The organism is Variovorax sp. PBS-H4, from assembly GCF_901827205.1.
Lineage (GTDB): Bacteria > Pseudomonadota > Gammaproteobacteria > Burkholderiales > Burkholderiaceae_C > Variovorax.
This window is the reverse complement of sequence record NZ_LR594675.1, coordinates 3,181,909-3,203,425: the sequence shown is the minus strand read 5'-3', so window position 1 is coordinate 3,203,425 and position 21,517 is coordinate 3,181,909. Positions and strand designations below refer to the sequence as shown.

Sequence of the window (21,517 nt, the reverse complement as noted above, 5' to 3'; positions counted from 1 at the left end):
AAGGAAGACATCATGCAATCCAGCTGGCAGAAGACAGGCGTGGGCGACTTCAAGTACCACGTCGGCATCAGCTCGCTCACGCAGGTCGCCTCGCGCGAAGACCGCGTCTGCGTGCTCAACATCCTGGGCGGCGAGTCGAGCGAGGTCACGCCGGTGAGCCATGCCTACTCGGGCGGCAACGTCGTCTTCGGCACCGCGCCCGGCAAGGGCGGCGCGGTGCTCGAGACGCCCATCGGCGAGATTCCCGTCTTCAACAACGTGCGCGACGGGCTGGCGGCGGGCCACCGCTTCAACTGCGGCGTGGTGTACCTGCCGCCATCGGCCGCGCGCGACGGCGTGGCCGAATTGATCCGCGTGAACCCGGAGCTGCGCAAGATCTTCATCATCACCGAGAAGATCGCGGTGCACGATGCACGCGAGATCCGCGCCATGGGCCAGCAGAACGGCATCGACATCTTCGGCGCCAATGGCCTGGGCGTGGCCGACTCGTGGAACCAGGTCCGCGTCGGCGGTGCGCTGGGCGGCGACAAGCCCGGCGACTCGCTGCGGCCGGGCTCGATCGCGATCTTCTCCAACTCGGGCGGCTTCTCCACCACCATTGCCCAGTATCTGCGCATGGCGGGCTGGGGCACGACCACGGTGATCTCGTCGGGCAAGGACGTCTACATCCACTACGCCGCGCCCGAATTCGCCTTTGCGCTGGCCAACGATGCACGCAGCAAGGCGGCGGTGCTCTACTGCGAACCAGGCGGCTACTACGAGCTCGATGCGAAGTTCACCAAGCCGGTGGTCGCGTGCGTGGTCGGGCGCTGGAAAAGCAAGCTCACGCGGGCGGTCGGTCATGCCGGCGCAATGGCCGGCGGCTCGGACGATGCGCTGGCCAAGGAACGCTGGTTCATGGACAAGTTCGGGGTCGACGCGATCTTCACGCCCGACAACCCCGTGTTCTCAGCCAAGGGTGCGCTGGTCACCAACATCGCCCATATCCCGGCCGCGCTCACCGCGGTGATGCGCGCGAACGCGACCCTGCCGGACTTCGCGCCCGAAGGCACGCTGGCGCTCAAGCCGTGGTTCGGCTCCGACGAGGGCCTCGACCTTCCGCAGGAACTGCGCCTGCCCGTGGTACAGGCGCTCGCACCCTACGACGAGCAGGTGGCGCTGCTCAACACGCAGATCGGCGGCGTGGTGCCGCGCCAGGCGATGAAGGACGCCTCGGGCGCCTCGCAGATGGACGCGAAGACGCAGGTCAGCAGCCTGCACGGCACCAGCATGCTGGACGCAGCCACCCTCCCGCTGGAATCCAACGTGGCACTCGCCCTGCTGCACGATGCCGGCGGGGACAACGACCGGCGACTCATCGCGCCCGCGATCGCTGCCTACGTCAACCTGCACGGCCGCCCTGAACTCGCGGCCGCGCAAGCCAGCCGCGAAGCCGGCAATGCGCCCAACTCGGTGCTGGCAGCAGCAGCCGCCATCGTCGGGCCGAAGCGGCAGCAGGCGGCCCGCGAGGCGTTGGGCTTCATGCTCGAACGCTTCCATGCCGCCGCGCTAGGCAACGAATTCGGCGCCTCGCTCAGCGACAGCTTCGATATCGGGCAGATCGACATGACCGGAGCGCCAACGCTCACCGGCGACACGCCCGACGGCCGTGCCCAGGCCCTGCTGGCCGGCGTGCAGGCACGCGGCGGGCGCTCGGTGTTCCTGCGCTGGCTGCAAAGCCTCGCCGGCCACCCGACCGAGGCGGCCGTGCTGGCCGCGATCTCGGCCACGCTGGCCTGGGGGCCGCTGTCCCGCAAACGCATCTCGCTGCTGACGGCGCAGAACTTCCCCTGGTGGCTGCAGCTCTTCGGCACGCTGATCGGCGCCTCGGCGGATGCCGCGCGGCATGAGGAAGGCCGCTTCTGCGGCATCGCGCAGCAGCAGTTGCTGGAGAGCGCGAGCCTCGGCGAGGTCGCCTTCGCCGCCCTCCTCGGCCGCACGCCGGCCGAGGCCGACCTGTTCGCCTTCCAGACCCTGGTCGGCCTGTTGCTGACCAACGGCCCCGGCGCGATTTCGGCCCAGGGCGCCAAGGGCGCGGTGTCGGCGGACGGGCCCGAGCAGCCTGAGCGAGTGCAGCTCAACAAGGCGCTGATCGGTTTCCTCACGCACACCGGCTATGCCCACGGCGGCAATGGCTACGAGGGGATCGCCTACCTGATCGAGCAGTTCAAGGGCACCGGCCTCGACGACCCGGGCGCCCCGAACCACGGCGTGGATCTCCAGGCCCTCGCCGCAAAGGCGGTGGACCGATACGCGCAGTACAAGACCCGGAAGAAGAGCGCGGGCAGCCTGGACATCGCCAAGTTGCCGGGCGTGAACCACCCGGTCTTCAAGGACAAGCCGGTCAATCTTGATCCGCGCGAGGTCTTCATCGCAAGGCTGCGCGAGGCGCGCGGCGACCACAACGTGTTCCACGATTTCTACCGTGCGCTGGTGCGGCAGCTCTTCGATGCCGGCGTGTCGCGCAACGTCTATTGCGTGAACGTGGACGCGGTGATCGCCGCGCTGCTGCTCAAGATGCTGTGGAAGCCGCTGCAGTCCGGGGAGATTGGCGAGCGCGAGCTCGAAACGGCCGCGTTCACGATCTTCCTCTACCCGCGCATGCTGGGCTGTGCCGCCGAGATCGACGACCACCTCAACCGCGGCCGCAACATGGACACGCGCACCGTCGCGTCGCTCTGCAAGTTCGTGGCCTGAAAGCGACCGCGCTGGAAGGTTCGGCGCTTCGACTTTCGGCGCGGCCTGCTGCCGAGACCTCTCTCGCGTCAGCCGAGGTCCACGATCACGCTCTTGTGCTGCAGATACGCATCCAGCCCCTCGACGCCCAGTTCGCGCCCGAGCCCGCTCTGCTTGTAGCCGCCGAACGGCGTTTCAATGCCGATCACCGCGGGCGTGTTGACCGAGACACTGCCCGCTTCGAGCCTTGCCGCGATGGTGTGCGCCTTCGACAACGAACCGGTCCACACTGAAGCCGCGAGGCCGAAGACGGAATCGTTTGCGAGGAGGATCGCCTCGTCGATGTCCTTGATGCGAATCACGGCCAGCACCGGCCCGAAGATTTCTTCGCGCGCAAAGGTCATGTCGTTGCGTGCATGGTCGAAGACCGTGGGCTCGACGTAGGGCCCGCGCCGTCCGACGGGCGCCTTGCCGCCGCAGACCAGCCGCGCGCCCTCTTCCGTAGCCGAGCGGCAGTAGCCGAGGATCGTTTCCTGTGCCTCGCTGTTGATGACCGGACCGAGCGTGGCAGCTCGATCGAGCGGGTCGCCGATGCGCAGCGCGCTCGCGCGTGCGGCGACCTTTTCAACCAGCCGGTCGGCCACCGATTCCTGCACGAAACAGCGCGTGCGCGCGGCGCACTTTTGCCCGGCATGCCCGAAGATGCCGGCGATGCCGGCCGCGGCACGGTCCAGATCGGCGTCGTCGCACACGATGTTCGGCGACTTGCCGCCCAGTTCGAGCGTGACGCGCTTGACGGTCCGCGCCGCTGCGGCCGCAACCTGAAGGCCGACCGAGGTCGAGCCGGTGAAGGACACCTTCGCAATCCTGTCGTGTGTCGCCAGCGCCATGCCGGCCTCGCGTCCGCTGCCCGGCACCACGTTGTAGACGCCGTGCGGCAAGCCGGCCTCGTCGCACAGGAGCCCGAACGCCAGCGCCGTCAGCGGCGTTTCGCTCGCCGGCTTGGCGACGACGGTGTTGCCGGCCGCCAAGGCGGGGCCAAGCTTCCACAGCATGAGCAGCAACGGGAAGTTCCATGGCAGGATCAGGCTGCAGACGCCCAGCGGCTCGCGCCGCACGTAGCGCAGCTGCGCAGGCGTTCCCGCGGGCATGCGTCCATCGATGTGCAGGGCGCAGCTCGCGAACCATCGCAAAGTCTGCACGCCCGAGCGGATCTCGAGCTCGGCATCCGTGATGAGCTTGCCGGCATGGTGCGCCTCCAGCATGGCGAATTCATGCGAACGCCTCTCCAGCGCGTCGGCCAGGCGCGACAGCATGGTCGACCTGTCGGAGGGAGCGCGCGCGGCCCAGGCCGGGAACGCCGCATCGGCGGCTTCCACTGCTGCATTCACATCGCCGGTTGACGCATATCCGATCTCCGCGATGAATGCACCGTCTGCTTTTGCGAATACACGATGCCGGTCATGCGCGCCGACATAGCGCCCGTCAACGTAGATCGAGCCCTCGGGCACGGCACGAAGCAGGCCGGCATATTCGGCCGCCGAATGCAGGGTGATTACGGTGGTGGCAGCGGTGCTGGTCATGGTGTCTTGACCAGGATGTTGCCGCTGCGCACGACATCGCCCCAGCGCGCCGCATCCTTGCGGGTCAGCTCGGCGAACTCGGCACGGGTCATGGGCGTCACGTCGAAGCCAAGAGCCTGCATGCGCGAGACCACGGCAGGCGTCGCCTGGATGGATTGCACGGCCTCCCAGATCGCCTGCGTCGCCTTTTCGGGCGTACCGGCCGGCGCAAAGAAGCCGATCCAGCCGCCGCCTTCCATGCCGGGATAGCCGAGCTCCTTGAAGGTCGGCACGCCGGGCAGCCGTGCGTTGCGCTGCGAACCGGTGGTCGCCAGGATGCGGACCTTGCCGGCGTCATGCTGCGCGACCAGGTCGCTCACCGGCTGGATCACGGCGCCGATCTGGCCGCCGAGCAGATTCACGATCGATGGCGTCGCGCCCTGGAAAGGCACGTGAACCAGGTCCAGGCCCGCGGCTTGTGAAAACTGAGCACCGAAGAGATGCGGCAGGCTGCCGTTGCCGGGGGAGCCGAAGTTCGCCTTGTCGTGGCGGGCCTTGGCCCAGGCGACGTACGCCGGGACCGTCTCGATGCCGCTCGCCGCGCTGACGGCCAGCGCCAGGTCGTAGCGTCCGACCATCGATACGGCGACGAAGTCCTTGAAGGGGTCGTAGGCCGGCGGATTGGCCGTGCTCGGATAGACGCTGATGTTCACGATCGCGGCCAGCATGAGCGTGCTCGCATCATGCGGCGCGGCCTTGAGCGCCGCCGCCGCGATCGCGCCGCCGGCGCCGGGCTTGTTCTCGACCAGCACGGTACGGCCCAGCGCCTTCGACAAACCCTCGCTGTAAAGACGGGCAACGCCGTCGGTGGTGCCGCCCGGCGGGAAGCCGACCAGGATGCGCGTCGGCGTCTCGGCGCGTGCCAGGCCGGCGCCGAACGGCAAGAGAAGGACGCCGGCCAGGAGCCCGGCGATGAATGACTTGTCGAACATGGTGCGTACGCTTCGATCGTGGGTCTCGAGAAGTGGTCAGAACGGAACATCGCCCGCCACCGCCACGCGATGCATGCGGCGACGGTTCGGCATGTAGTCGTTGACGGCGTAGTGCTGGGTCGAGCGGTTGTCCCAGATCGCGACGGAGCCCGCGCGCCACTGGAAGCGCACATGGAATTCGGGCCGCTTCACATGCTCGAAGAGAAACTCCAGCACGGCGCGGCCCTCGTCTTCGGGCAGTTCCTTGATCTCCGAGGTGAAAGAACGCGTGCAGTAGAGGATCTTCCTGCCCGAGACCGGATGCGTGCGCACGATCGGATGCTCGACCGGCGGGTACTTCTGCATCAGCGCGAGCAGCCCGTCGTAGCCGCGCTGTGCCAGCGCGTCCTTTTTCTGTGACGAGATTTCCCAGGTGTTCACGCCCGTGAGGCCTTCGAGATAGGCCTGCATCCGCGGCGACAGCGCTTCGTACGCCGCAGTCATGCTGGCCCACAGCGTGTCGCCGCCCGTCTCCGGCAACACCTCGGCGCACAGCACGGCGCCCAGCGCGGGCCGCTGCTGCCAGATGATGTCGGTGTGCCAGATGTCAGTCTGCGGCACGCGCCCGCCGCCGTACTCGACGACCTCGATCGCCGGGAACCCCTCGGGCGACGGAAAGACGATCGACTTGGCGGCGAGGGTCTGGCCGAAGACCTCGGCGAGGCACACGTGCTGCGCGGGCGTCAGCTTCTGGTCGCGCAGGAAGAGCACTTCATGGCGAACCAGTGCGTCGCGCAACCGCGCTGCAGTGGCGTCGCTCACATGGTCGAGGTCGAAGCCTGAGACTTCGGCCCCGATTGTCGGGGTGCAGGGGCGGATTTCCAGTGGGGTCTGCTGGCTGTTCATCGTGTCGCGAGGGTTGTTTGAAATGAATCGTAGGCAGCCTTGTCCGATCCAGCCAATACTGATTTGGATGGTTCATGATTCGATTGTCGAATCAGCTGACCGGCCGGAGATCCCCCATGGACTTACGAAGCATGCGGCAGTTCATCGCCGTCGCGGAAGAACTCAACTTTCGCCGGGCGGCGGAGCGCCTGCACATGTCGCAACCGCCGCTGAGCATCGCGATTCAGCGGCTCGAGGAAGATCTCGGTGTCGCGTTGTTCCTGCGAGACCGGCAGGGTGTGGCACTCACGCCGGCCGGCTCGGCACTGCTCGTCGAAGCGCGACGGCTGCTCGCGCAGGCCGCGCAGTCGCGCGAGCTGGTGCGGCACGCAGCGGCGGGCATGCTGGGCACCTTGCGGCTGTCGTTCTTTCCGAGCGCGGCCTATCAGCTGGTGCCTGAGCTGCTCTCGCGCTTCAGGCAGAACTATCCCGACGTCAAGATCATGCTCAATGCCGAAGCCAGCTCACAGCAAAGCCGGGATCTGTTGCGCCATTCGATCGACATCGCCATCGTCGTGCCCCCCTTGCCGGGTTCCGGCAGCCTCAAGCTGCTCGCGCTCGCGGACGAAGACCTGGCGCTGGCCGTGCCCGCATCGCATCCGCTCGCGGGGCAGAAGAGCGTCGAGCTGAAGACGCTGTCGCACGAAGGCTTCGTGAGCTTTCGTTCGCGCGAGGGCCCGGCCTTCGAGACCTTCGTGGTCACCGCATGCCGCAACAGTGGCTTCCTGCCACATGTGGAGCAAAGCGCGCCCCAGATGCTGACGGTGCTCTCGCTCGTCAGCGCGGGCGTCGGCATTGCACTGGTACCGGCATCGATGCAAGGTGTCGCGATACCACGCGTGAAGTACATGTCGATCACCCACAACCGCGCCAGGCTGCGCTACCCCGTGGCGCTGGCCTACGACTCGCAGAACCAGAACCCGACGATCCCCGCATTCCTGTCTACGGCGTCGCGCAAGGGCAGATAGGCACCGGCGACACACGCCGGCAACCCCGCAGCGAGGGCGAATTTACTGTCCTGAAAATAGGCTGGTCTCGCAGACCGAAGCCATCAAGAGTCGGCGACCCACGGATTCAAATCCGGGACTCGCGTGAGCTTGTAGTCTCCGGTATCGCGGGTCACAACGGTCTGCCCGTGCTGCAGAGCGGTTGCAGCGATGAGCCAGTCACTCAGTTCGGCGCGGCGCGTTGGATCGCCGACGGCCTCGATGCCGAAGCGGATCTCGGCCAGAGTGACGGTGCTGACGAACAGGTCCTCGAGCCGTTGGCCCGCGATGAATCTTCGGACCCGCGCGCTGAGGCGCGGTCGACTCAACTCGGAGATCACGTTGGTATCAAGCAGCCAGCCGCTCACAACTTGACCGCCCGCACTGGCATCGCAGAACGGCGTGGCTCGATCTCGCTCCGAGGACGATATCTCTGCGCTCGCCCTGTGATGGCCGTGAAGGGGCTGGTCCGACATTGCGCGCTCAGAACGCGTGGCGAATGCCGAACTCCGTCCCCCTGGAGGCTCGGTTGGGCGCGGTGGTCGAACCGGCGAGCGACTGCGTCGCCCCATTGCGGTTGCGCAGGTAGGCCAGGGTGCCGTACAGCGCCGTGCGCTTCGACAGGTTGTAGACATAGCCCAGCGCGAGCTTCGAGGTCGTGGGCTCCGGCACATTGCCCAGCGGCTCGCGCTTGTAGCGTGCGTACGAACCCTTGATCTCGCCAACGCCCACCGGCAGGCTGAAGCCCAGCAGCGCGCCCTTCCCGTCCACTGCGCCCAGCGATTCGCTGTAGATCTCGCCCATCAGCTTGAGGCTCATCAGCGACTCGAAGACGTAGGAAGCACCGATGTTCGACACGCGCAGGTTGCCCGTCGCGTAGCGCGTCCGGCCGGTGGCGAGTGTCACGTTGAACGGTCCGTTCAGGTAGCCGACCCGAATCCCGGCGTAGTCGCCGTCGTGGCGATTGGAGATCAGCGTGTCCGGCAGCACCGAGCGGTTGTCGTTCTCGCCCATCGCGACCATCGCCTGCCCGTAGAAGCCGCCCAGGTTCGGCGGCAGGAAGTAGCCGATGCTGTTGGAGGCGCGCGTGCCGGTCGGCGCGGTGAGGCCGCCCAGGCCCGAGAAGTAGAGCTGGTTGGCGCCGATGCCACCGCCGGTTCCGAAGGGGTCGTACAGCGCCGTGTTCCAGAAAGTCGGCGTGTAGTCGCGGCCCAGGCGCAGTTCGCCGAAGCCGCCGGAAAAGCTCACGGTCGAGCGCCGGTTGAAAGTCAGCAGGCCGGGGCCGGCGGCACCGCTGGCTTGGTTGTTGGGGTTGGAGTTGAAGCCTGTGCCGTTGTCGTTCTGCAAGCCGGCTTCCAGCCAGAAGCTGGCAGCGAGGCCACCGCCAAGGTCTTCAGTGCCCCGAAAGCCAAGCCGGCTGAAGCTGTTGCCGCTGTTGGTCAGCTGCCATTTGCCGGATGAGCCATAGCCCGAGCCCGTGGTGTAGGTGACGGCAGCATCGACGATGCCGAAGACCTGCACGGAAGAGGATTGCGCGCAGGCGCCGGCCGCAGCCACGCATGCGGCCGCGGCCACAAGGGATTTCTTCATTGGAGTTCTAGAAAGGGAGTTGGGAAATCAGATGTCCAGCACCAAGGGCCCGCGCTTGCATTGCGAGACGCAGATGAACATGGTCTTGTTCGCCGCCTGTTCGGCCTTGGTGAGAATGCCGTCGCGGTGCTCGATCTCGCCCGCCGAGATGATCTTCGTCTCGCAAGCGCCGCACACGCCCTCCTTGCAGCTGTGGTCAGGGTTGAGGCCGGCATCGATCAGGCTGTCGAGGATCGACTTGCCCGGGGGCACCTCGACGCTCTTGCCGCTCTTCGCGCATTCGACGACGTAGGTCTCGGTCGCGCTGGGCGCCTCGACATGCGCGGCCGAGAAGCGCTCGATGTGCGAATGCGCGTAGCCCAGCTGCTCGCAAGTCTTCTCGAAGGCATCGAGCATCGGCGCCGGACCACAGCAGTAGAAGTGGCTGTCCGCGCTCTTGCCGGCCAGGAGCGTCGCGAGATCCGGCGGTGCGCCCTTGTCGGCATCGAAATGCCAGGTCAGCGCGACCTTGTTCTCGCGCGCCAGTGCGTCGATGCCGTCGCAGAAGGCGGCTTCCTTCCGCGTGCGCGCGCAATAGATCATTTCCACCGGCTTGCCGATGGCGACGAGGCGCTGCAGCATGCACCAGATGGGCGTGACGCCGATGCCGCCGGCCACCAGCACCGAGTGCTGGGCGCCCTCCTCCAGGTGGAAGTTGTTGCGCGGGGCCGAGATCGGCAGCGTCATGCCCACGCGCAGCTGCTGGTGCACGTAGCGCGAGCCGCCGCGGCTCTTGCGGTCGTTGGCCACGCCGACCACGTAGCGCTGCCGGTCGCTGGCCGGGTTGCACAGCGAGTAGCTGCGCACCAGGCCGTTGGGCAGGTGCAGGTCGATGTGCGAACCGGCTTCGAAGGCGGGGAACTCCACGTCGGGCGAAGCCGGCCGGAATTCGACGCTGACGATGCCCTCGGCCTCGTAGCGCATGGTGTGCACGAGCGCATTGAGCGTGGGAGAAGACATGGGCGTGGACCTCTGGAAATAGCGTTGGCAACCTCAGGCTGCGGCCTGCTCGAGCTGCGCCTGGGCCAGGTTGCGCATGTGGCGGCGCAGGCGCACGATGCCGAGGTCGTGCTGGTACAGGTTCTCGTGCTGATTGGCGTCCGGCTCCATGTCCTCCAGCATCACGCGGTCCTGCTCCAGCACGTGCCAGTGGCGCGCCTCCAGCCGGTTCTTGTAGAGAAAGCGCCAGGTATCGCGTTCCCATCCGGGCGCCAGCTTGCGCACGCGCCAGAAGAAGGTCGCGGTCATGCCGTTGGGCATGGGCGAGAAGGCGCCGATGATGATGAAGTTGCCGCCCGGCCCCCCGGTGCGCGGGTACGGGATCTCCAGGCGCATCCAGTGCATGCCGGTGTCGGCCCATTCCGTCCAGTCGAAGTTCACGTTGCGCTGGCCTTCCTTCTCGAACACGAAGCCGTGGTCGGTCGCGCGGATGCCGAACTTCGCCTGCGACTCGCCCTCGGCCATCGAGTGCGACTGCTTGTGCAGGAAGGTGCCGTGCATCGGGTCCATCACGTTGTCCAGCACGTAGCGATAGTCGCCCTTCCACTCGGTGTAGCAGAGGAAGGACGCGTACTGCGCGTCGTCCGAGAGCTGCTCGGGCAGCACCAGCGGCGGCGGGACGTCCACCGACTCCTTGGCGTTGTAGAGGAACACCGCGCCTGCGCGCTCTTCCACGTGGAAGTGGCGCGTGGCCTGCGAGCCCTCGAGCTTGCAGCCGGGGCTGCCTGGCACGCGCGTCACCACGCCGTCATGGCGCACTTCAACGCCGTGGTAGGGGCACGACAGCCGGTCGCCCAGGATCACGCCCTGCGACAGCGGCGCGCCGCGATGCGGGCAGCGGTCTTCCAGTGCATGCAACTTGCCTTCGCCGTCGCGCCAGAGGGCCAGCTTGCGGCCCAGCCGGCGCAGCGAGACGGGGTTCTCGCGAATGAAATGCGAGGGGCAGATCGGGTACCAGAGATTCTTCAGGCCGATCTCGAGCAGTCGGTCCACCGGGTCTTGCGCAACGGGTTGGATGGCGATCGTGTTCATGTGATGTTCTCCTCAGGCGCCGAGCTTCGCCATTTCCCGGGCGTACAGGTCCTCGGTCCAGCGCTGGCCGCCGGGCGTGGCCAGGCCGCTGTCGTTGAGCCGTTCGACCAGCCCGGCGAGGTCGTGCACGCCGTCGCCGAAGGCGCGCTCGATGGCATCGCCCAGCAGGTCTTCGTAGGTGGTTGCCGGGCGCTGGCGCGCCTGGTGGGGTTGCAGGTAGCGGTCTTGTTGCATCGTGGCCTCCGTGGGAAGAGATGAGTTCAGGCAATGGCGGCAGCGTCGGCGAGCGGCACGGTCCAGGCGTCGTAGCCATAGACCCAGTCCGCATTGCCGCCCTCGCGCAGCCAGTTGTTTCCGCGCGATCCGAGCTGGATCTGGCTCGTGCGCTCGATGCGCGCGCGCTCGTAGCGCTGCAGCGCGCCGGCGATGTCGCGCATTGCCACGCCGTCGAGATGGCGCGCGAGCACGACAGCGTCCTCGATGGCCATGCCCGCACCCTGCGCCATGAACGGGAGCATCGGATGCGCCGCATCGCCCAGCAGCGCCATGCGGCCCGCGGCCCAGGCCGGCATCGGATCGCGCTCGTACAGGGCGGTCTTGAGCACCGTGTCGCAGGCATCGAGCAGCGCACGCGCCTCGGGGTGGTAGGCGGTGTACTGCTGGCGCAGCTCGTCCACGCTCCCCGGGGCGGTCCAGGATTCGAGCTGCCAGCTGTCCTGCGGCGTGGTCGCGAAGATGAAGATGTCCTTGCCGCGGTTGAGCGGGAAGGTAACGATCTGGCTTTGCGGATTCGGCCCCCACCACTTGGTGAAGGCGCCCAGGTTCGGCAAGCCGGCAACGCGGTCGGACGGCACCACGGCGCGGTACGCCACGATGCCGGTGAAGCGCGGGCTCTCGGCGCCGAACATGGCGCCGCGCACGGCGGAGTGGATGCCGTCGGCGCCCAGCAGCGCGCCCACGCGGGCGCTGCTGCCGTCCTCGAACGAGAGGCTCACGCCCTCCTCGTCCGCCGCGATGTTCGAGGCCCGCTTGCCGAGCGCCACGCGCTCGGCCGGGACCATGTTCGCGAGCGCCGCAAGAAGGTCGGCGCGGTGGATGGTGAGCTGAGGCGCACCGTACTTCTGCTCGGCGGTCTCGGCCATTTCCAGGCGCGAGGTCTCCTCACCGGTGTCGTAGTTGCGGCTGATGCGATGCGTCGGCCGCGCCGCGGTCACCCGCGCGGCCTCGCCGGCACCCAGGCCATCGAGTGCACGTACCGCGTTGGGCGTGAGGTTGATGTCGGCGCCGACACGGGCGAACTGCCTTGCCTGTTCGAACACCACGACCTCGTGGCCCGCACGCGAAAGGGCAATGGCGGCGGCCAGTCCGCCGATGCCCGCGCCGACGATGCCGATGGTGGATTCATTCGTCTTCATGCTGTCTGCGTCCCTCTGCCTTCACTCGGCCACGATGTTGCGGGCCTTGATGATCTTGGCCCACATGGCGGTCTCGTCGCGCATGTAAACGGTGAATTCACCCGGCTTCATCGTGGCGTCGGTCATGCCCTGCGCCTTCAGCCGCTCGCGTACGCCCGGCTCGGCCAGCATCTGAGCCGCATCCTTGGCCAACTGCTCGGCCACCGCCGGCGGCGTGCCGGCCGGCGCGAGCAGGCCATACCACGAGGTCACGGCCACGCCCTGGATGCCCTGCTCCGCCAGCGTCGGAATGTCCGGCGCCGCCGGGCTGCGCCTGGCTTCGGTCACGCCGAGCGCGACCAGCTTGCCGCTCTTGATGAAGGGCAGCGTTGCGGGCAGGTTGCTGAACATCAGCGGCACCACGCCGCCCAGCACGTCGTTGAGTGCGGGCGTGGTGCCCTTGTACGGCACGTGCAGGAGGTCGATGCCGGCCTGCTGCTTGAAGAGCTCGCCCGCCAGGTGCAGGCCGCTGCCCACGCCCGGCGAGGCGTAGGACAGCGTGCCCGGCTTCGCCTTCGCCTGGGCGACCAGCTCCTTCGCCGTCTTGATGCCGGCGGAGGGCGAGGCCACCAGCACGTTCGGCGCCTTGGCCAGCATGGTGACGGGCACGAAGTCCTTCTCGATGTCGAAGGGAAAGTTCGGCATCAGCGTCGGGTTGATGGTCAGGTTGCCGGCAGGCACTACCAGCAGCGTGTGGCCGTCGCCCTTCGCACGCTTGACCTTGTCGATGCCGATGTTGCCGGCCGCGCCGGGCATGTTCTCCACCACTGCGGGCTGGCCGTAGCGCTTGGCGAGGCCGTCGGAGAGCACGCGTGCGAGCGTGTCGACCGGGCCTCCGGGCGGGAACGGCGAGACGATGGTGAAGCGGTCGCTCGCGAGCTGCTTTTCGACCGCGTTCTGCGCATTCGCCGGCGCGACGGCGGCCAGCGCCATCCAGGCGGCGCCGGCAAGGGTCAACAAGGTGGTACGTCGTTGCATGGTGGTCACAGTCACTTCTTCTCGGTCAGGAATTTCCCTTGCGGGCCTTCGGCGTTCCTCTGCCGGCGCGTATGGCCGTCGAGCCCGCCGTCGACCGCCCACTCGGCGAATACAGTCGGGCCCGGCTCGAACTCGCGCGGCTGCCACTCGGCTGTGAGCTGGTCCTCGTCGGCGTAGTACTCGATCAGCCCGCCGGCCGGGTTCTTGAAGTACCAGAAATACGCGGAGGAGATCGGGTGCCGGCCGGGGCCGAGCTGGGTTTCCCAGCCGCAACGCGAAAAGTGCAGCCCGCCGCCGAAGACCTCGTGGATGTCGCGCACGGTAAAGGCGACGTGGTTGAGTCCCCGCTTGCCCGAGGGCAGTTGCAGCAGGAACAGGTCGTGATGCCCGCCCTCGGGCGCGCAGCGCAGGAAGGCGCCCCGATCGGGATAGCTGTCGGACCCGACGAAGCCGAAGCGCTGCGCATAGAAGTCGGCGGTGGCCTTCACGTCGGCGACGAAGAACACCACATGGCCCACTTCGATCGGCGTGGCGCGCTCGTATATCGGCGCAGCCTGGTTCACACGGGGCTTGGCGTTCCAGGTGTTCATGGCGCCGCAATCGACCTCGATGCTGCGCTTGCGGCTGACCTGCAGGCGCACTGCCAGGCCGTTCGGATCCGTGCAGCCGATGCGGCGTACGCCCTCCACTTCCACGTCCACGAAGCCGGCGTCCTGTGCAATGGCCTGCGCGTAGCGGGCAAGGTCGGCGTCGCTTTCGACGCCCCACACCACCTCGCGCAAGGTCGGGCCCTCTTCCATGGCCGGCGGCAGCCCCGGCCTGTTCATTTCGGCGACCACCACGCGGCAGCCGTTCAGGCACTCGAAGACGAGCTCGTCCGCCGTCTCCGACTTCAGCGCCAGGCCCCAGTCGGAGAAGAAGCGGCGGCAGGTCGGCAGGTCGTCTGCCGCGTAAGTGATCTGGTCGATTCCAAGAATGGTCATATGGCTCTCCCCCAGGTTGGCTCACTTCGTGTAGCCGCCCACCCCCTCACCGGGGGCAACACCGACGGCCCGGCAAAGCCGGTTCCGTGGTGTTTCTGGAACAAGACAGGTTTCATTGCTGTGCCCAAGGTAGTGGTTGCTCGTTGGTGCCCCAGTACATGCTTTTCTGCTCCATGTACTGGAAGATGCCCTCGCGTCCCTTCTCGCGGCCCAGGCCGCTGTCGCGCCAGCCGCCGAACGGCGTGGAGACGGAGAACTGCTTGTAGGTGTTGACCCAGACCGTGCCCGCCTGCACCGCGCGCCCCAGGCGCCAGGCGCGCTTGAAGTCGCGGCTCCACACGCCCGCGGCGAGCGCGTAGACGCTGTCGTTGGCCTGTTTGATGAGTTCCTGCTCGTTGTCGAAGGGCATCGCCACCAGCACCGGGCCGAACACCTCTTCCTGGCTGATGCGTGCGCCGTTGGTGAGCCCTTCCAGGAGGGTGGGCGCGTAGTAGTAGCCGCGCTCGAACTCCGCGCCATGCGGGCGCACGCCACCGGTGCGGATCTGCCCGCCTTCGGAGACGCCGAGCTCCACATAGCGCTCGATGCTTTCGCGGTGCTTCGCGGTGATCAGCGGGCCCATCTGCGTGCGCTCCGAGGCCGGGTCTCCCACCCGCAGCGCCTTGGCGGCATCGGCCAGGCGCGTGACGAACTCGTCGTAGATGCTGCGCGCAACGAAGAGGCGCGAACCGGCGATGCACGACTCGCCCGAGGAACTGAAGATGCCGTAGAGCACGCCGTTGACGGCGTGGTCCAGGTCGGCATCCTCCAGCACCATCGTGGGCGACTTGCCGCCGAGTTCCAGCGATACCGGCATCATCTTGTCGGCCGCGATGTGGGCGATGTGCTTGCCCGTTGTCGTGCCGCCGGTGAAGGACACGCGCTTGACCAGCGGATGCTTGGTGATCGCGTCGCCGATCACCGAACCCTTGCCCGGCAGCACGCTCACGATGCCCTTCGGCACGCCGGCCGCCTCGCAGAGGCGGGCCAGCTCCAGCGCCATCAGTGGCGTGACCTCGGCCGGCTTGACGATCACCGCATTGCCCGCAGCCAGGGCGGGCGCGAGCTTCTGGGCCTCGCTCGCGATCGGCGAGTTCCACGGCGTGATGGCAGCGACCACGCCCATGGGCTCGTGCACGCTCATCGTGACGAAGGGGCCGCGCGAGGGCGTCAGGGTTTCTTCCAGGGTCTCCAGGGCTGCCGCGAAGAACTGGAAGGTGCCGGCCGCGCTCGCGACCAGTGCGCGCGTCTCGTTGATCGGCTTGCCGTTGTCCAGGCGCTGCTTCTGAGCCAGCGGCTCGGCCTCGTCTCGGATCAGCTGTGCCACGCGGTGCAGCACCGCAGCGCGCTCGTGCGGCAGCTTCTGCGCCCAGCCGCTGGTGCGAAAGGCCTGGTCGGCACGCACGATGGCTTCCTCGACGTCGGCCAGGCTCGCAGCCTTGAGGCGGGCGATGGGTTCGCCGGTGGCGGGATAAAGGCTCTCGTAGGCGTCGCCGCCGCCCTGGCGCCACTCGCCGGCCACGTTGATGGGAAGAAGTTCGGTGGAGATCATCATGGCTTCTTTAAATGGCAAGGGCCGCGGCGCGGTTGCGCAGGGCGCGGACGGCGCTGTAGACCGTCAGCGCGGAAGTCTTGGGATTGGCAGCCAGCGGCTTGTTGCGCATGCTCAGCTCGAAGCTGCCGAAGGCACCCTCGGCCTCGACCGTGTGCACGTTCTCGTCGACGGCCGGGTCGGCAACCAGGCGCACCTGCGTGCGGTCCAGGCCCAGACCCGCGAGCGACACCGTGGCCGCCACGTTGGCGTTCTTGGGGTAGAGCGCGGCGGCCTCGCGGGCGCTGCCTTCGAAGATCACGCATTCGGCGGTCAGCGCGTCGAGGTCGCGCCCCTGCTCCGCCGGCGTGCCCTTCCAGGCGCGCGGGGGCTTGCGGCCGGTGTAGCGCACGCTGTCGAGCCCACCGATGCGGGCCGCCGCCAGTGCATCGATGCCGCCGATCGCGCCGGCGATCAGCTGCACCTGCGTCCCTCCGGTGATGGCCGCGATCTCGAGCTTTTCCGCCAGGCCCTGCGCCGACAGCGCACCCACCGAGGCGACCACGCAGGGCGTGCCGCGCCGCAGCGCCGGCAGCACGTGTTCCTCGATCGCGGCATGGCCGGCGGTCTCGACCACCAGGTCGACCCCCGACGCAGGCACGGCGGTCCCGACCTGCACGCCGGGCGCCAGCGTCTGCAGCGCAGCTTGCGCGGTGGCCATGCCCTCCTGCGGAACCACCACCACCACAACCGCAAGCGATGCATCGCCCTTCAACAACTCGATCACCGAGCTGCCGATGGCGCCGCAACCGATGAGTGCCACGCGCAGCATGTCAGTGCCTCACTTGGCCAACGCCGGGATCTGCGTCACGGCATTGGTCGGCGGGCCCGCGAAAGTGCTCTTGAAGCCGCCGATCGACAGCATGTCGATCTCCAGCAGGAAGGGACCGCGCGCAGCCAGGGCTTCGTCGAGCTGGCCCTTCAGCTCCTCCAGCCGCGAGACGCGCGCGTGCGGCAGCGCGATCGACTTGCACAAGAGCGCGTAGTCGGGCGTGTGCAGCTCCGCGTAGCAGCGGCGGCCGCCGTACTGTGCGTCCTGGATGTTCTTGATGACGCCGTAGCTCTTGTCGTTCATGAGCACGATCACCATGGGGGCCTCTTCCTGCACCATGCAGGCGAGCTCGCCCAGGTTGAGGATGAAGCCGCCGTCGCCGGCCAGGCAGAAAGTCTTGCGGCCCGAGCCGGTGACCGCCGCGCCGATGGCCGCGCCGATCGCCATGGGCATGCCCTGGCCGATGCCGCCGCCCGTGGCGTGGACACCCGCGCTCGGCTCGAAGATGCGCAGCTCGCGGTTGCCCCAGGTGCTGTTGGAGACCGTCACGTCGCGCACCCAGTTGAAGTTGCGTCCGGCCACGGACTGGATCTGGCGCACGAGTTCGGCGTAGGGGCCGAGGCCATCGCGCAGCGTGGCGACCGCTTGCTCGTGGGCGGCGCGCAAGTCGGCGAGCAGCGCCGCGTCAGCCTTGTACTGCAGCGCTTCGAGGCGGTCGGCCAGCCCTTCGAGCGCGAGCGCCGCATCGCCGCAGACGAAGGCGTCGGTCGCATAGCAGCGGCCTTCGGCGGCCGCGTCGGCATCGATGCGGTACAGCGGGCGCGGCAGCTTCAGCTCGTACTTGAGCGTCTCGTTGCCGCGCAGGCGCGAGCCGACCACCAGCATCGCGTCGCAGGTCTGGTAGAAGGCCTCGACGGGCTTCTGGATGTTGTAGGCGCCGAGCGAGCCCGGGTCGTCCTCGGGCACGATGCCGCGGCCCTGGGTGGTGGTCACGACGCCGAAGCCGAGCTTCTGCAGGCGCTGGATCGCGGCCCCGGCGCGGCGTGCTCCGCCACCAACCCACAGTATCGGGCGCCTGGCCGCCGCGAGGCGTTCGGCCAGCGCGTCGAGCCCGGCCTTCGAAGGCACGGGTGCCTCGATGGGCAGCGGCGAGAGGTCGGCCGGCATCGTGGTCAGTGCCGACTGGATGTCGATCGGGATCTCCACGCTGACCGGGCCGGTGGGCGCGGTCAGCGCGACCTGCACCGCCCGCTTGAGCGTGCCGAGCACGTTGTCGACGCTGCGCACGCGGAAGGCGGCCTTGGAGACCGCCTTGAGCATGGCGAGCTGATCCGGGGCCTCGTGGATATAGGACATGCCCTTGTCCAGGTAAGGCGTCTCGATCTGGCCGGTGATGTGCAACACGGGGGCCCCGGCGGTGAGGGCTTCCACCATGCTGCCGGCGATGTTGCCTGCAGCCGGGCCGGTGCTGGTCACGCACACGCCCAGGCTGGCCGTGGAGCGTGCGTAGGCGTCGGCCATGTTGCCCGCGCCGGCCTCGCCGCGCGCGGAGATGAAGCGGATCTGCCCGCGCTGCGCGAAGGCGTCCAGGATCGGCATGTTGTGGATCGAGATCACGCCGAAGGCGGCCTTGACGTTGCACTGCTCGAGGAAGGCGGCGACCACGGCGCCGACCGTGACCTGCGCGGGGATGGATGGGTTATGCATGGCGGGACAGGCCTCCGGAAATGTCGATGTGGCTGCCCGTCGTGTACGACGCGAGGGGCGATGCCAGGAAAAGAATCGCGCGTGCGGCTTCGGCCGGAAGTCCCAGGCGACCCAGCGGGATGTGTTTGCTGTGCGCGAGTTGGCCGCTCCAGGCGGACCACTCGAGCGACTTGTCTTCGCGCGCCTCGAAGCGGCGGCGCCACTGGCCCGACTCGACCAGGCCGATCAGGATGCCGTTGACGCGCACGCCCTGCGGCGCGAACTCGGTGGCCATGGAGCGCACCAGGTTGAGCAGGCCTGCGCGGGCGGCCGAGGTCGCGACCATGTGCGGCTCGGGCTGGCGCGCGAGCAGCGAGTTGGCGCAGACGATGGCGGCATCCCCCCACACGGCGCGCTGTGCCGCGAGCTGAGGCAGGAATGCGCGGGTGGGATGGATGACGGAGAAGAACTTGAGGTGCAGCTCCTCGGTCCAGGCCGCATCCGTCGTGTCGGAGAAGGTGGAAACGCGTCCCTGCCCGGCGTTGTTGACGAGCATCGAGGCCGGGCCGAGCGCCGCCTCGCTGGCCGCGGCGAAGGCCATCACCGACGAGGGGTCCAGCACGTCGCAGGTCTGCGCGAAGAGCCTGGCATCGGGGCGTGCTTCCCGCAGGCCCGCCACCGCGCGGTCCAGCCGCTCTGCATTGCGGCCGCACAGCGCCACCGCGGCGCCACAGCCGAGCAGGGCTTCGACGGTCGCAAGGCCGATGCCCGACGAGCCGCCGGTCACCACGGCCACGCGGCCGGCCAGCGCGTCTGCGGCGAAGAAGGAAGAAGAAGTGGGTGCAGTCATGTCGTCGCCCTCAGGCGCTGCGCAGCGGAACCACCTTGGCCTTGCTGGCGGGTGCGTAGTTCAGCAGGCCCGAGATCTCGTCCGCCGTCTCACGCACGCGGCGCACCATCTCGTCCATCCGGTTCTCGTCGATGTGGCCCGAGGTGATGGTCGCACCCAGCGCGGCGGCGATGTGGCCGCTGTGGTCGCGCACCGGCGCGGCAATGGTGGAAATGTTCGACTCGAAGAAGCCCTCGCCCAGCACGTAGCCGCGCTCGCGGTCGGCCTGGACCATGTCGAAGAGCTCGTTGACGGTCTTGGGCGTGCTCGGCGAGAAGGTCTCGAGCTTGTCTTCCGGATAGAGTGCGCGCAGTTGCGGCAGCGTCAGGTCTTCCAGCAGGATGCGGCCCAGCACGGTCGCATGGGCCGGCAGGCGCGTGCCGACGCTGACCGAGCTCGCAAAGGGCGTGGGTGGCGCGACCTTGGCCACGTAGACGATGGAGCGGCCGTCGCGGACCACCAGGTTGCAGGGCGTGCGCAGCTCCTCGCACAGGCGATTGAGCAGCGGCGTGCCCAGCTGCGTGAGCTCCAGCGAAGCGAGGTACTCGAAGCCCAGGCGTAGCACGGCCAGGCCCAGGCGGTAGTCGCGTCCGCCTTCGGCGCGCTCCAGGAAGCCCATGTTCTCCAGCGTGCTGAGCAGGCGGAACACGGTGGAGCGCGGCAGGTCGAAGCGGCGCGCCAGCTCGGGCGCCGACAAGGTGCGGCTCTCGCGGCTGAATTCGCACAGCATGCGCAGCCCGCGTTCCAGGGCAGGCACGTTGTAGCGCTCGGCGCCCTCTTCGATCAGGTCGTTGCTCATGGTCTCTCGTTCTTGTTTCGGTTGTTCAGGCGGCGAGCGCCTGGCGCAGCAGCGCAGCCACGGCGGCGGGTCGTTCCACATAGCAGGCATGGCCTGCTTCGGGCAGCAGTTCGAGTGGCACTCCGCATCGCTTCGCCACTTCGGCGCAAGCGTCGGGCGTGGTGACCACGTCCAGCGCGCCGCAGGCCACGCGCACCGGCACGGCAGGCGGCAGGTCGGCCATCAGGTCGGCACCGCACAGCAAATCCACGGCCTGGCGGTAGCCTGTGGCGTGCAGGCGTGCCATGTTCCAGCGCACCCATTGGCGTGCGGTCTCGCTCGCGTGGTCGGAGACCAGCCGGCCCGAGCGCTCGGCGGCCATGCCGGCGATGCCCAGCGCATCGAGCGTGCCGAGGCGTTCGGCGCGCACGCGGGCCTGCGCCTGCGCGCGGCTCGCCGCACCGTAGCCGGCGGCGGGGCTGATCAGCAGCAAGTTCGAGATGCGCGGCGCCAGCGGCGAGCCTTCACGCGCCGCGGATGCGGCCATCAGCGCGCCGAGCGAATGACCGACCAGCACGCAGGACCGAACGTCGAGTGCATCGAGCAGCCCGTGCAGCCGCTGCGCGTACGCGTGCGCGGTGGGCGCCTGGGCGGCCAGCGGCGTCGACTCGCCGTAGCCAGGCGCATCCCAGGCGATCAGGCGCGCCTCGCTTTCGAGCAGCAGGGCCGTGTCCAGCCACGAGGCCGAGCCCGAGCCGATGCCATGCAGGCACACGATGGCCGGGCCCACTCCGCATTCGCGCACCGAGACGAAGGCGCCGCCCTGCACCGGCACGCTGCGCGCCGGAAAGCGTGCTTCGAGGCGCGCCAGTTCGTTGACCGGCAGGCGCTGGACATCGGTCACGGTCGAATCGCTCATGCTGCGTGGTCCTGCACGGTCAACGCTTGATCTTGGCCAGGGGATGGTCGGCGGGGTACGTCGGCGTCACCGGCTTCTTCGCGCCGAGCATCACGCACATCAGCGCGTCTTCGTCGCCGATGTTGATCTCTTCGCGGTACACGCCCGGAGGCACGGAGATCAGGTCGCGGTCGGTCAGCACGGTCTCGTAGCGCTCGCCCTCGGGCGTGGTCAGCACCACCTTGAGTTTCCCGCGCAGCAGGAAGAAGACTTCTTCCACATCGACGTGCAGGTGCGGCGGGCCTTCGTGGCCGGCCGGGATCACCATGGTCGAGAAGGTGAAGCTCTCGGCGGGGATCGTATTGACGTCGCTCGCCACGCCGGTGCCGCCGGTTCCCACGTAGCGCATCTGCGCGCGGCGGAACTTGGGGTCGAAATCAGCCTGGAACTTCAGCGCATCCCAGTCGTACTTGCGTGTCGAGTAGCGGGCAATGCGGGTGTTCATCCACGCTTCGAGGCTCGCGCCTTCGGGGCGGCGCAGGGTCTCGCCCACCTTGCTGTCGTCGAATTTCTTTTGCTCGGACAAATCGCTCATCGAAAACTCCTTGGG

At 68.1% G+C, this 21,517-nt stretch carries 20 protein-coding genes; 2 read left to right on the top strand and 18 right to left on the bottom strand.

Annotated elements, in window-relative coordinates; genetic code table 11:
- Window positions 1-12: 12 nt before the first annotated feature.
- Complete coding sequence (locus tag E5CHR_RS15215; RefSeq protein ID WP_162580625.1) at window positions 13-2,736, top strand: CoA-binding protein; 2,724 nt, start codon at window positions 13-15, stop codon at window positions 2,734-2,736.
- Between the two features lie 68 nt (window positions 2,737-2,804).
- Here the strand turns inward: E5CHR_RS15215 and E5CHR_RS15210 are convergent, their stop codons facing one another.
- Genes E5CHR_RS15210 through E5CHR_RS15200 form a run of 3 tightly spaced genes read right to left on the bottom strand, consistent with a single transcriptional unit; the run spans window position 2,805 to window position 6,154 of the window.
- Window positions 2,805-4,298 (bottom strand): aldehyde dehydrogenase family protein, encoded by a 1,494-nt coding sequence (locus E5CHR_RS15210; protein WP_162580624.1) that lies wholly within the window; start codon window positions 4,296-4,298, stop codon window positions 2,805-2,807.
- Window positions 4,295-5,269 carry a tripartite tricarboxylate transporter substrate-binding protein gene (locus tag E5CHR_RS15205; protein ID WP_162580623.1) on the bottom strand — a complete coding sequence of 325 codons (975 nt, stop codon included), beginning with the start codon at window positions 5,267-5,269 and terminating at the stop codon, window positions 4,295-4,297. Before E5CHR_RS15205 ends, E5CHR_RS15210 begins: the two co-directional genes overlap by 4 nt.
- A gap of 36 nt (window positions 5,270-5,305) precedes the next feature.
- Complete coding sequence (locus E5CHR_RS15200; protein ID WP_162580622.1) at window positions 5,306-6,154, bottom strand: TauD/TfdA dioxygenase family protein; 849 nt, start codon at window positions 6,152-6,154, stop codon at window positions 5,306-5,308.
- A gap of 116 nt (window positions 6,155-6,270) precedes the next feature.
- Between E5CHR_RS15200 and E5CHR_RS15195 the strand changes: the two genes are divergently transcribed.
- Window positions 6,271-7,161, top strand: a complete 891-nt coding sequence (locus tag E5CHR_RS15195; RefSeq protein ID WP_162580621.1) for a LysR substrate-binding domain-containing protein — start codon at window positions 6,271-6,273, stop codon at window positions 7,159-7,161.
- A gap of 83 nt (window positions 7,162-7,244) precedes the next feature.
- Here the strand turns inward: E5CHR_RS15195 and E5CHR_RS15190 are convergent, their stop codons facing one another.
- From E5CHR_RS15190 to E5CHR_RS15120, 15 genes are all read right to left on the bottom strand, one after another.
- Entirely contained in the window at window positions 7,245-7,547 is a 303-nt protein-coding gene (locus E5CHR_RS15190; RefSeq protein ID WP_162580620.1) for a PIN domain-containing protein, read from the bottom strand.
- 115 nt (window positions 7,548-7,662) lie between these two features.
- The gene (locus E5CHR_RS15185) at window positions 7,663-8,769 is read right to left on the bottom strand and encodes a porin (RefSeq protein ID WP_162580619.1); all 1,107 of its coding nucleotides are present in this window, start codon (window positions 8,767-8,769) and stop codon (window positions 7,663-7,665) included.
- A gap of 27 nt (window positions 8,770-8,796) precedes the next feature.
- A complete protein-coding gene (locus E5CHR_RS15180; RefSeq protein WP_162580618.1) occupies window positions 8,797-9,768 on the bottom strand; it encodes a PDR/VanB family oxidoreductase in 972 nt (323 codons plus the stop codon).
- A gap of 33 nt (window positions 9,769-9,801) precedes the next feature.
- Window positions 9,802-10,839, bottom strand: a complete 1,038-nt coding sequence (locus E5CHR_RS15175) for an aromatic ring-hydroxylating oxygenase subunit alpha (protein ID WP_162580617.1) — start codon at window positions 10,837-10,839, stop codon at window positions 9,802-9,804.
- Window positions 10,840-10,851: 12 nt separating this feature from the next.
- Window positions 10,852-11,073: a recombinase-like helix-turn-helix domain-containing protein gene (locus E5CHR_RS15170; RefSeq protein ID WP_162580616.1), complete on the bottom strand. Its 222-nt coding sequence runs from the start codon at window positions 11,071-11,073 to the stop codon at window positions 10,852-10,854.
- A gap of 26 nt (window positions 11,074-11,099) precedes the next feature.
- The gene (locus E5CHR_RS15165) at window positions 11,100-12,254 is read right to left on the bottom strand and encodes an FAD-dependent monooxygenase (protein WP_162580615.1); all 1,155 of its coding nucleotides are present in this window, start codon (window positions 12,252-12,254) and stop codon (window positions 11,100-11,102) included.
- Between the two features lie 21 nt (window positions 12,255-12,275).
- Window positions 12,276-13,271, bottom strand: coding sequence for a Bug family tripartite tricarboxylate transporter substrate binding protein (locus E5CHR_RS15160; protein ID WP_162580614.1), 996 nt, complete (start codon window positions 13,269-13,271; stop codon window positions 12,276-12,278).
- An 11-nt stretch (window positions 13,272-13,282) separates the two neighbouring features.
- Window positions 13,283-14,254, bottom strand: a complete 972-nt coding sequence (locus E5CHR_RS15155; RefSeq protein WP_162580613.1) for a VOC family protein — start codon at window positions 14,252-14,254, stop codon at window positions 13,283-13,285.
- A 112-nt stretch (window positions 14,255-14,366) separates the two neighbouring features.
- On the bottom strand, window positions 14,367-15,845 hold the full coding sequence (locus E5CHR_RS15150; protein WP_162583731.1) for an aldehyde dehydrogenase: 1,479 nt from the start codon (window positions 15,843-15,845) through the stop codon (window positions 14,367-14,369).
- A gap of 10 nt (window positions 15,846-15,855) precedes the next feature.
- On the bottom strand, window positions 15,856-16,656 hold the full coding sequence (locus E5CHR_RS15145) for an aspartate dehydrogenase (RefSeq protein WP_162580612.1): 801 nt from the start codon (window positions 16,654-16,656) through the stop codon (window positions 15,856-15,858).
- A gap of 9 nt (window positions 16,657-16,665) precedes the next feature.
- Window positions 16,666-18,363, bottom strand: coding sequence for a thiamine pyrophosphate-binding protein (locus tag E5CHR_RS15140; RefSeq protein ID WP_162580611.1), 1,698 nt, complete (start codon window positions 18,361-18,363; stop codon window positions 16,666-16,668).
- Window positions 18,356-19,192 (bottom strand): SDR family oxidoreductase, encoded by an 837-nt coding sequence (locus tag E5CHR_RS15135; protein ID WP_162580610.1) that lies wholly within the window; start codon window positions 19,190-19,192, stop codon window positions 18,356-18,358. The genes E5CHR_RS15140 and E5CHR_RS15135 overlap by 8 nt, the downstream gene beginning before the upstream one ends.
- A gap of 10 nt (window positions 19,193-19,202) precedes the next feature.
- Entirely contained in the window at window positions 19,203-20,030 is an 828-nt protein-coding gene (locus E5CHR_RS15130; RefSeq protein WP_162580609.1) for an IclR family transcriptional regulator, read from the bottom strand.
- Window positions 20,031-20,055: 25 nt separating this feature from the next.
- Entirely contained in the window at window positions 20,056-20,928 is an 873-nt protein-coding gene (locus E5CHR_RS15125; RefSeq protein ID WP_162580608.1) for an alpha/beta fold hydrolase, read from the bottom strand.
- A gap of 19 nt (window positions 20,929-20,947) precedes the next feature.
- On the bottom strand, window positions 20,948-21,502 hold the full coding sequence (locus tag E5CHR_RS15120) for a cupin domain-containing protein (protein ID WP_162580607.1): 555 nt from the start codon (window positions 21,500-21,502) through the stop codon (window positions 20,948-20,950).
- Window positions 21,503-21,517 lie beyond the last annotated feature (15 nt).

What these genes read in the sequence shown, in the direction of transcription:
- E5CHR_RS15215 (WP_162580625.1), top strand. Translation starts at nt 13, where the DNA reads ATGCAATCCAGCTGGCAGAAGACAGGCGTGGGCGACTTCAAGTACCAC.
- E5CHR_RS15210 (WP_162580624.1), bottom strand. Translation starts at nt 4,298, where the DNA reads ATGACCAGCACCGCTGCCACCACCGTAATCACCCTGCATTCGGCGGCC.
- E5CHR_RS15205 (WP_162580623.1), bottom strand. Translation starts at nt 5,269, where the DNA reads ATGTTCGACAAGTCATTCATCGCCGGGCTCCTGGCCGGCGTCCTTCTC.
- E5CHR_RS15200 (WP_162580622.1), bottom strand. Translation starts at nt 6,154, where the DNA reads ATGAACAGCCAGCAGACCCCACTGGAAATCCGCCCCTGCACCCCGACA.
- E5CHR_RS15195 (WP_162580621.1), top strand. Translation starts at nt 6,271, where the DNA reads ATGGACTTACGAAGCATGCGGCAGTTCATCGCCGTCGCGGAAGAACTC.
- E5CHR_RS15185 (WP_162580619.1), bottom strand. Translation starts at nt 8,769, where the DNA reads ATGAAGAAATCCCTTGTGGCCGCGGCCGCATGCGTGGCTGCGGCCGGC.
- E5CHR_RS15180 (WP_162580618.1), bottom strand. Translation starts at nt 9,768, where the DNA reads ATGTCTTCTCCCACGCTCAATGCGCTCGTGCACACCATGCGCTACGAG.
- E5CHR_RS15175 (WP_162580617.1), bottom strand. Translation starts at nt 10,839, where the DNA reads ATGAACACGATCGCCATCCAACCCGTTGCGCAAGACCCGGTGGACCGA.
- E5CHR_RS15170 (WP_162580616.1), bottom strand. Translation starts at nt 11,073, where the DNA reads ATGCAACAAGACCGCTACCTGCAACCCCACCAGGCGCGCCAGCGCCCG.
- E5CHR_RS15165 (WP_162580615.1), bottom strand. Translation starts at nt 12,254, where the DNA reads ATGAAGACGAATGAATCCACCATCGGCATCGTCGGCGCGGGCATCGGC.
- E5CHR_RS15160 (WP_162580614.1), bottom strand. Translation starts at nt 13,271, where the DNA reads ATGCAACGACGTACCACCTTGTTGACCCTTGCCGGCGCCGCCTGGATG.
- E5CHR_RS15155 (WP_162580613.1), bottom strand. Translation starts at nt 14,254, where the DNA reads ATGACCATTCTTGGAATCGACCAGATCACTTACGCGGCAGACGACCTG.
- E5CHR_RS15150 (WP_162583731.1), bottom strand. Translation starts at nt 15,845, where the DNA reads ATGATCTCCACCGAACTTCTTCCCATCAACGTGGCCGGCGAGTGGCGC.
- E5CHR_RS15145 (WP_162580612.1), bottom strand. Translation starts at nt 16,656, where the DNA reads ATGCTGCGCGTGGCACTCATCGGTTGCGGCGCCATCGGCAGCTCGGTG.
- E5CHR_RS15140 (WP_162580611.1), bottom strand. Translation starts at nt 18,363, where the DNA reads ATGCATAACCCATCCATCCCCGCGCAGGTCACGGTCGGCGCCGTGGTC.
- E5CHR_RS15135 (WP_162580610.1), bottom strand. Translation starts at nt 19,192, where the DNA reads ATGACTGCACCCACTTCTTCTTCCTTCTTCGCCGCAGACGCGCTGGCC.
- E5CHR_RS15130 (WP_162580609.1), bottom strand. Translation starts at nt 20,030, where the DNA reads ATGAGCAACGACCTGATCGAAGAGGGCGCCGAGCGCTACAACGTGCCT.
- E5CHR_RS15125 (WP_162580608.1), bottom strand. Translation starts at nt 20,928, where the DNA reads ATGAGCGATTCGACCGTGACCGATGTCCAGCGCCTGCCGGTCAACGAA.
- E5CHR_RS15120 (WP_162580607.1), bottom strand. Translation starts at nt 21,502, where the DNA reads ATGAGCGATTTGTCCGAGCAAAAGAAATTCGACGACAGCAAGGTGGGC.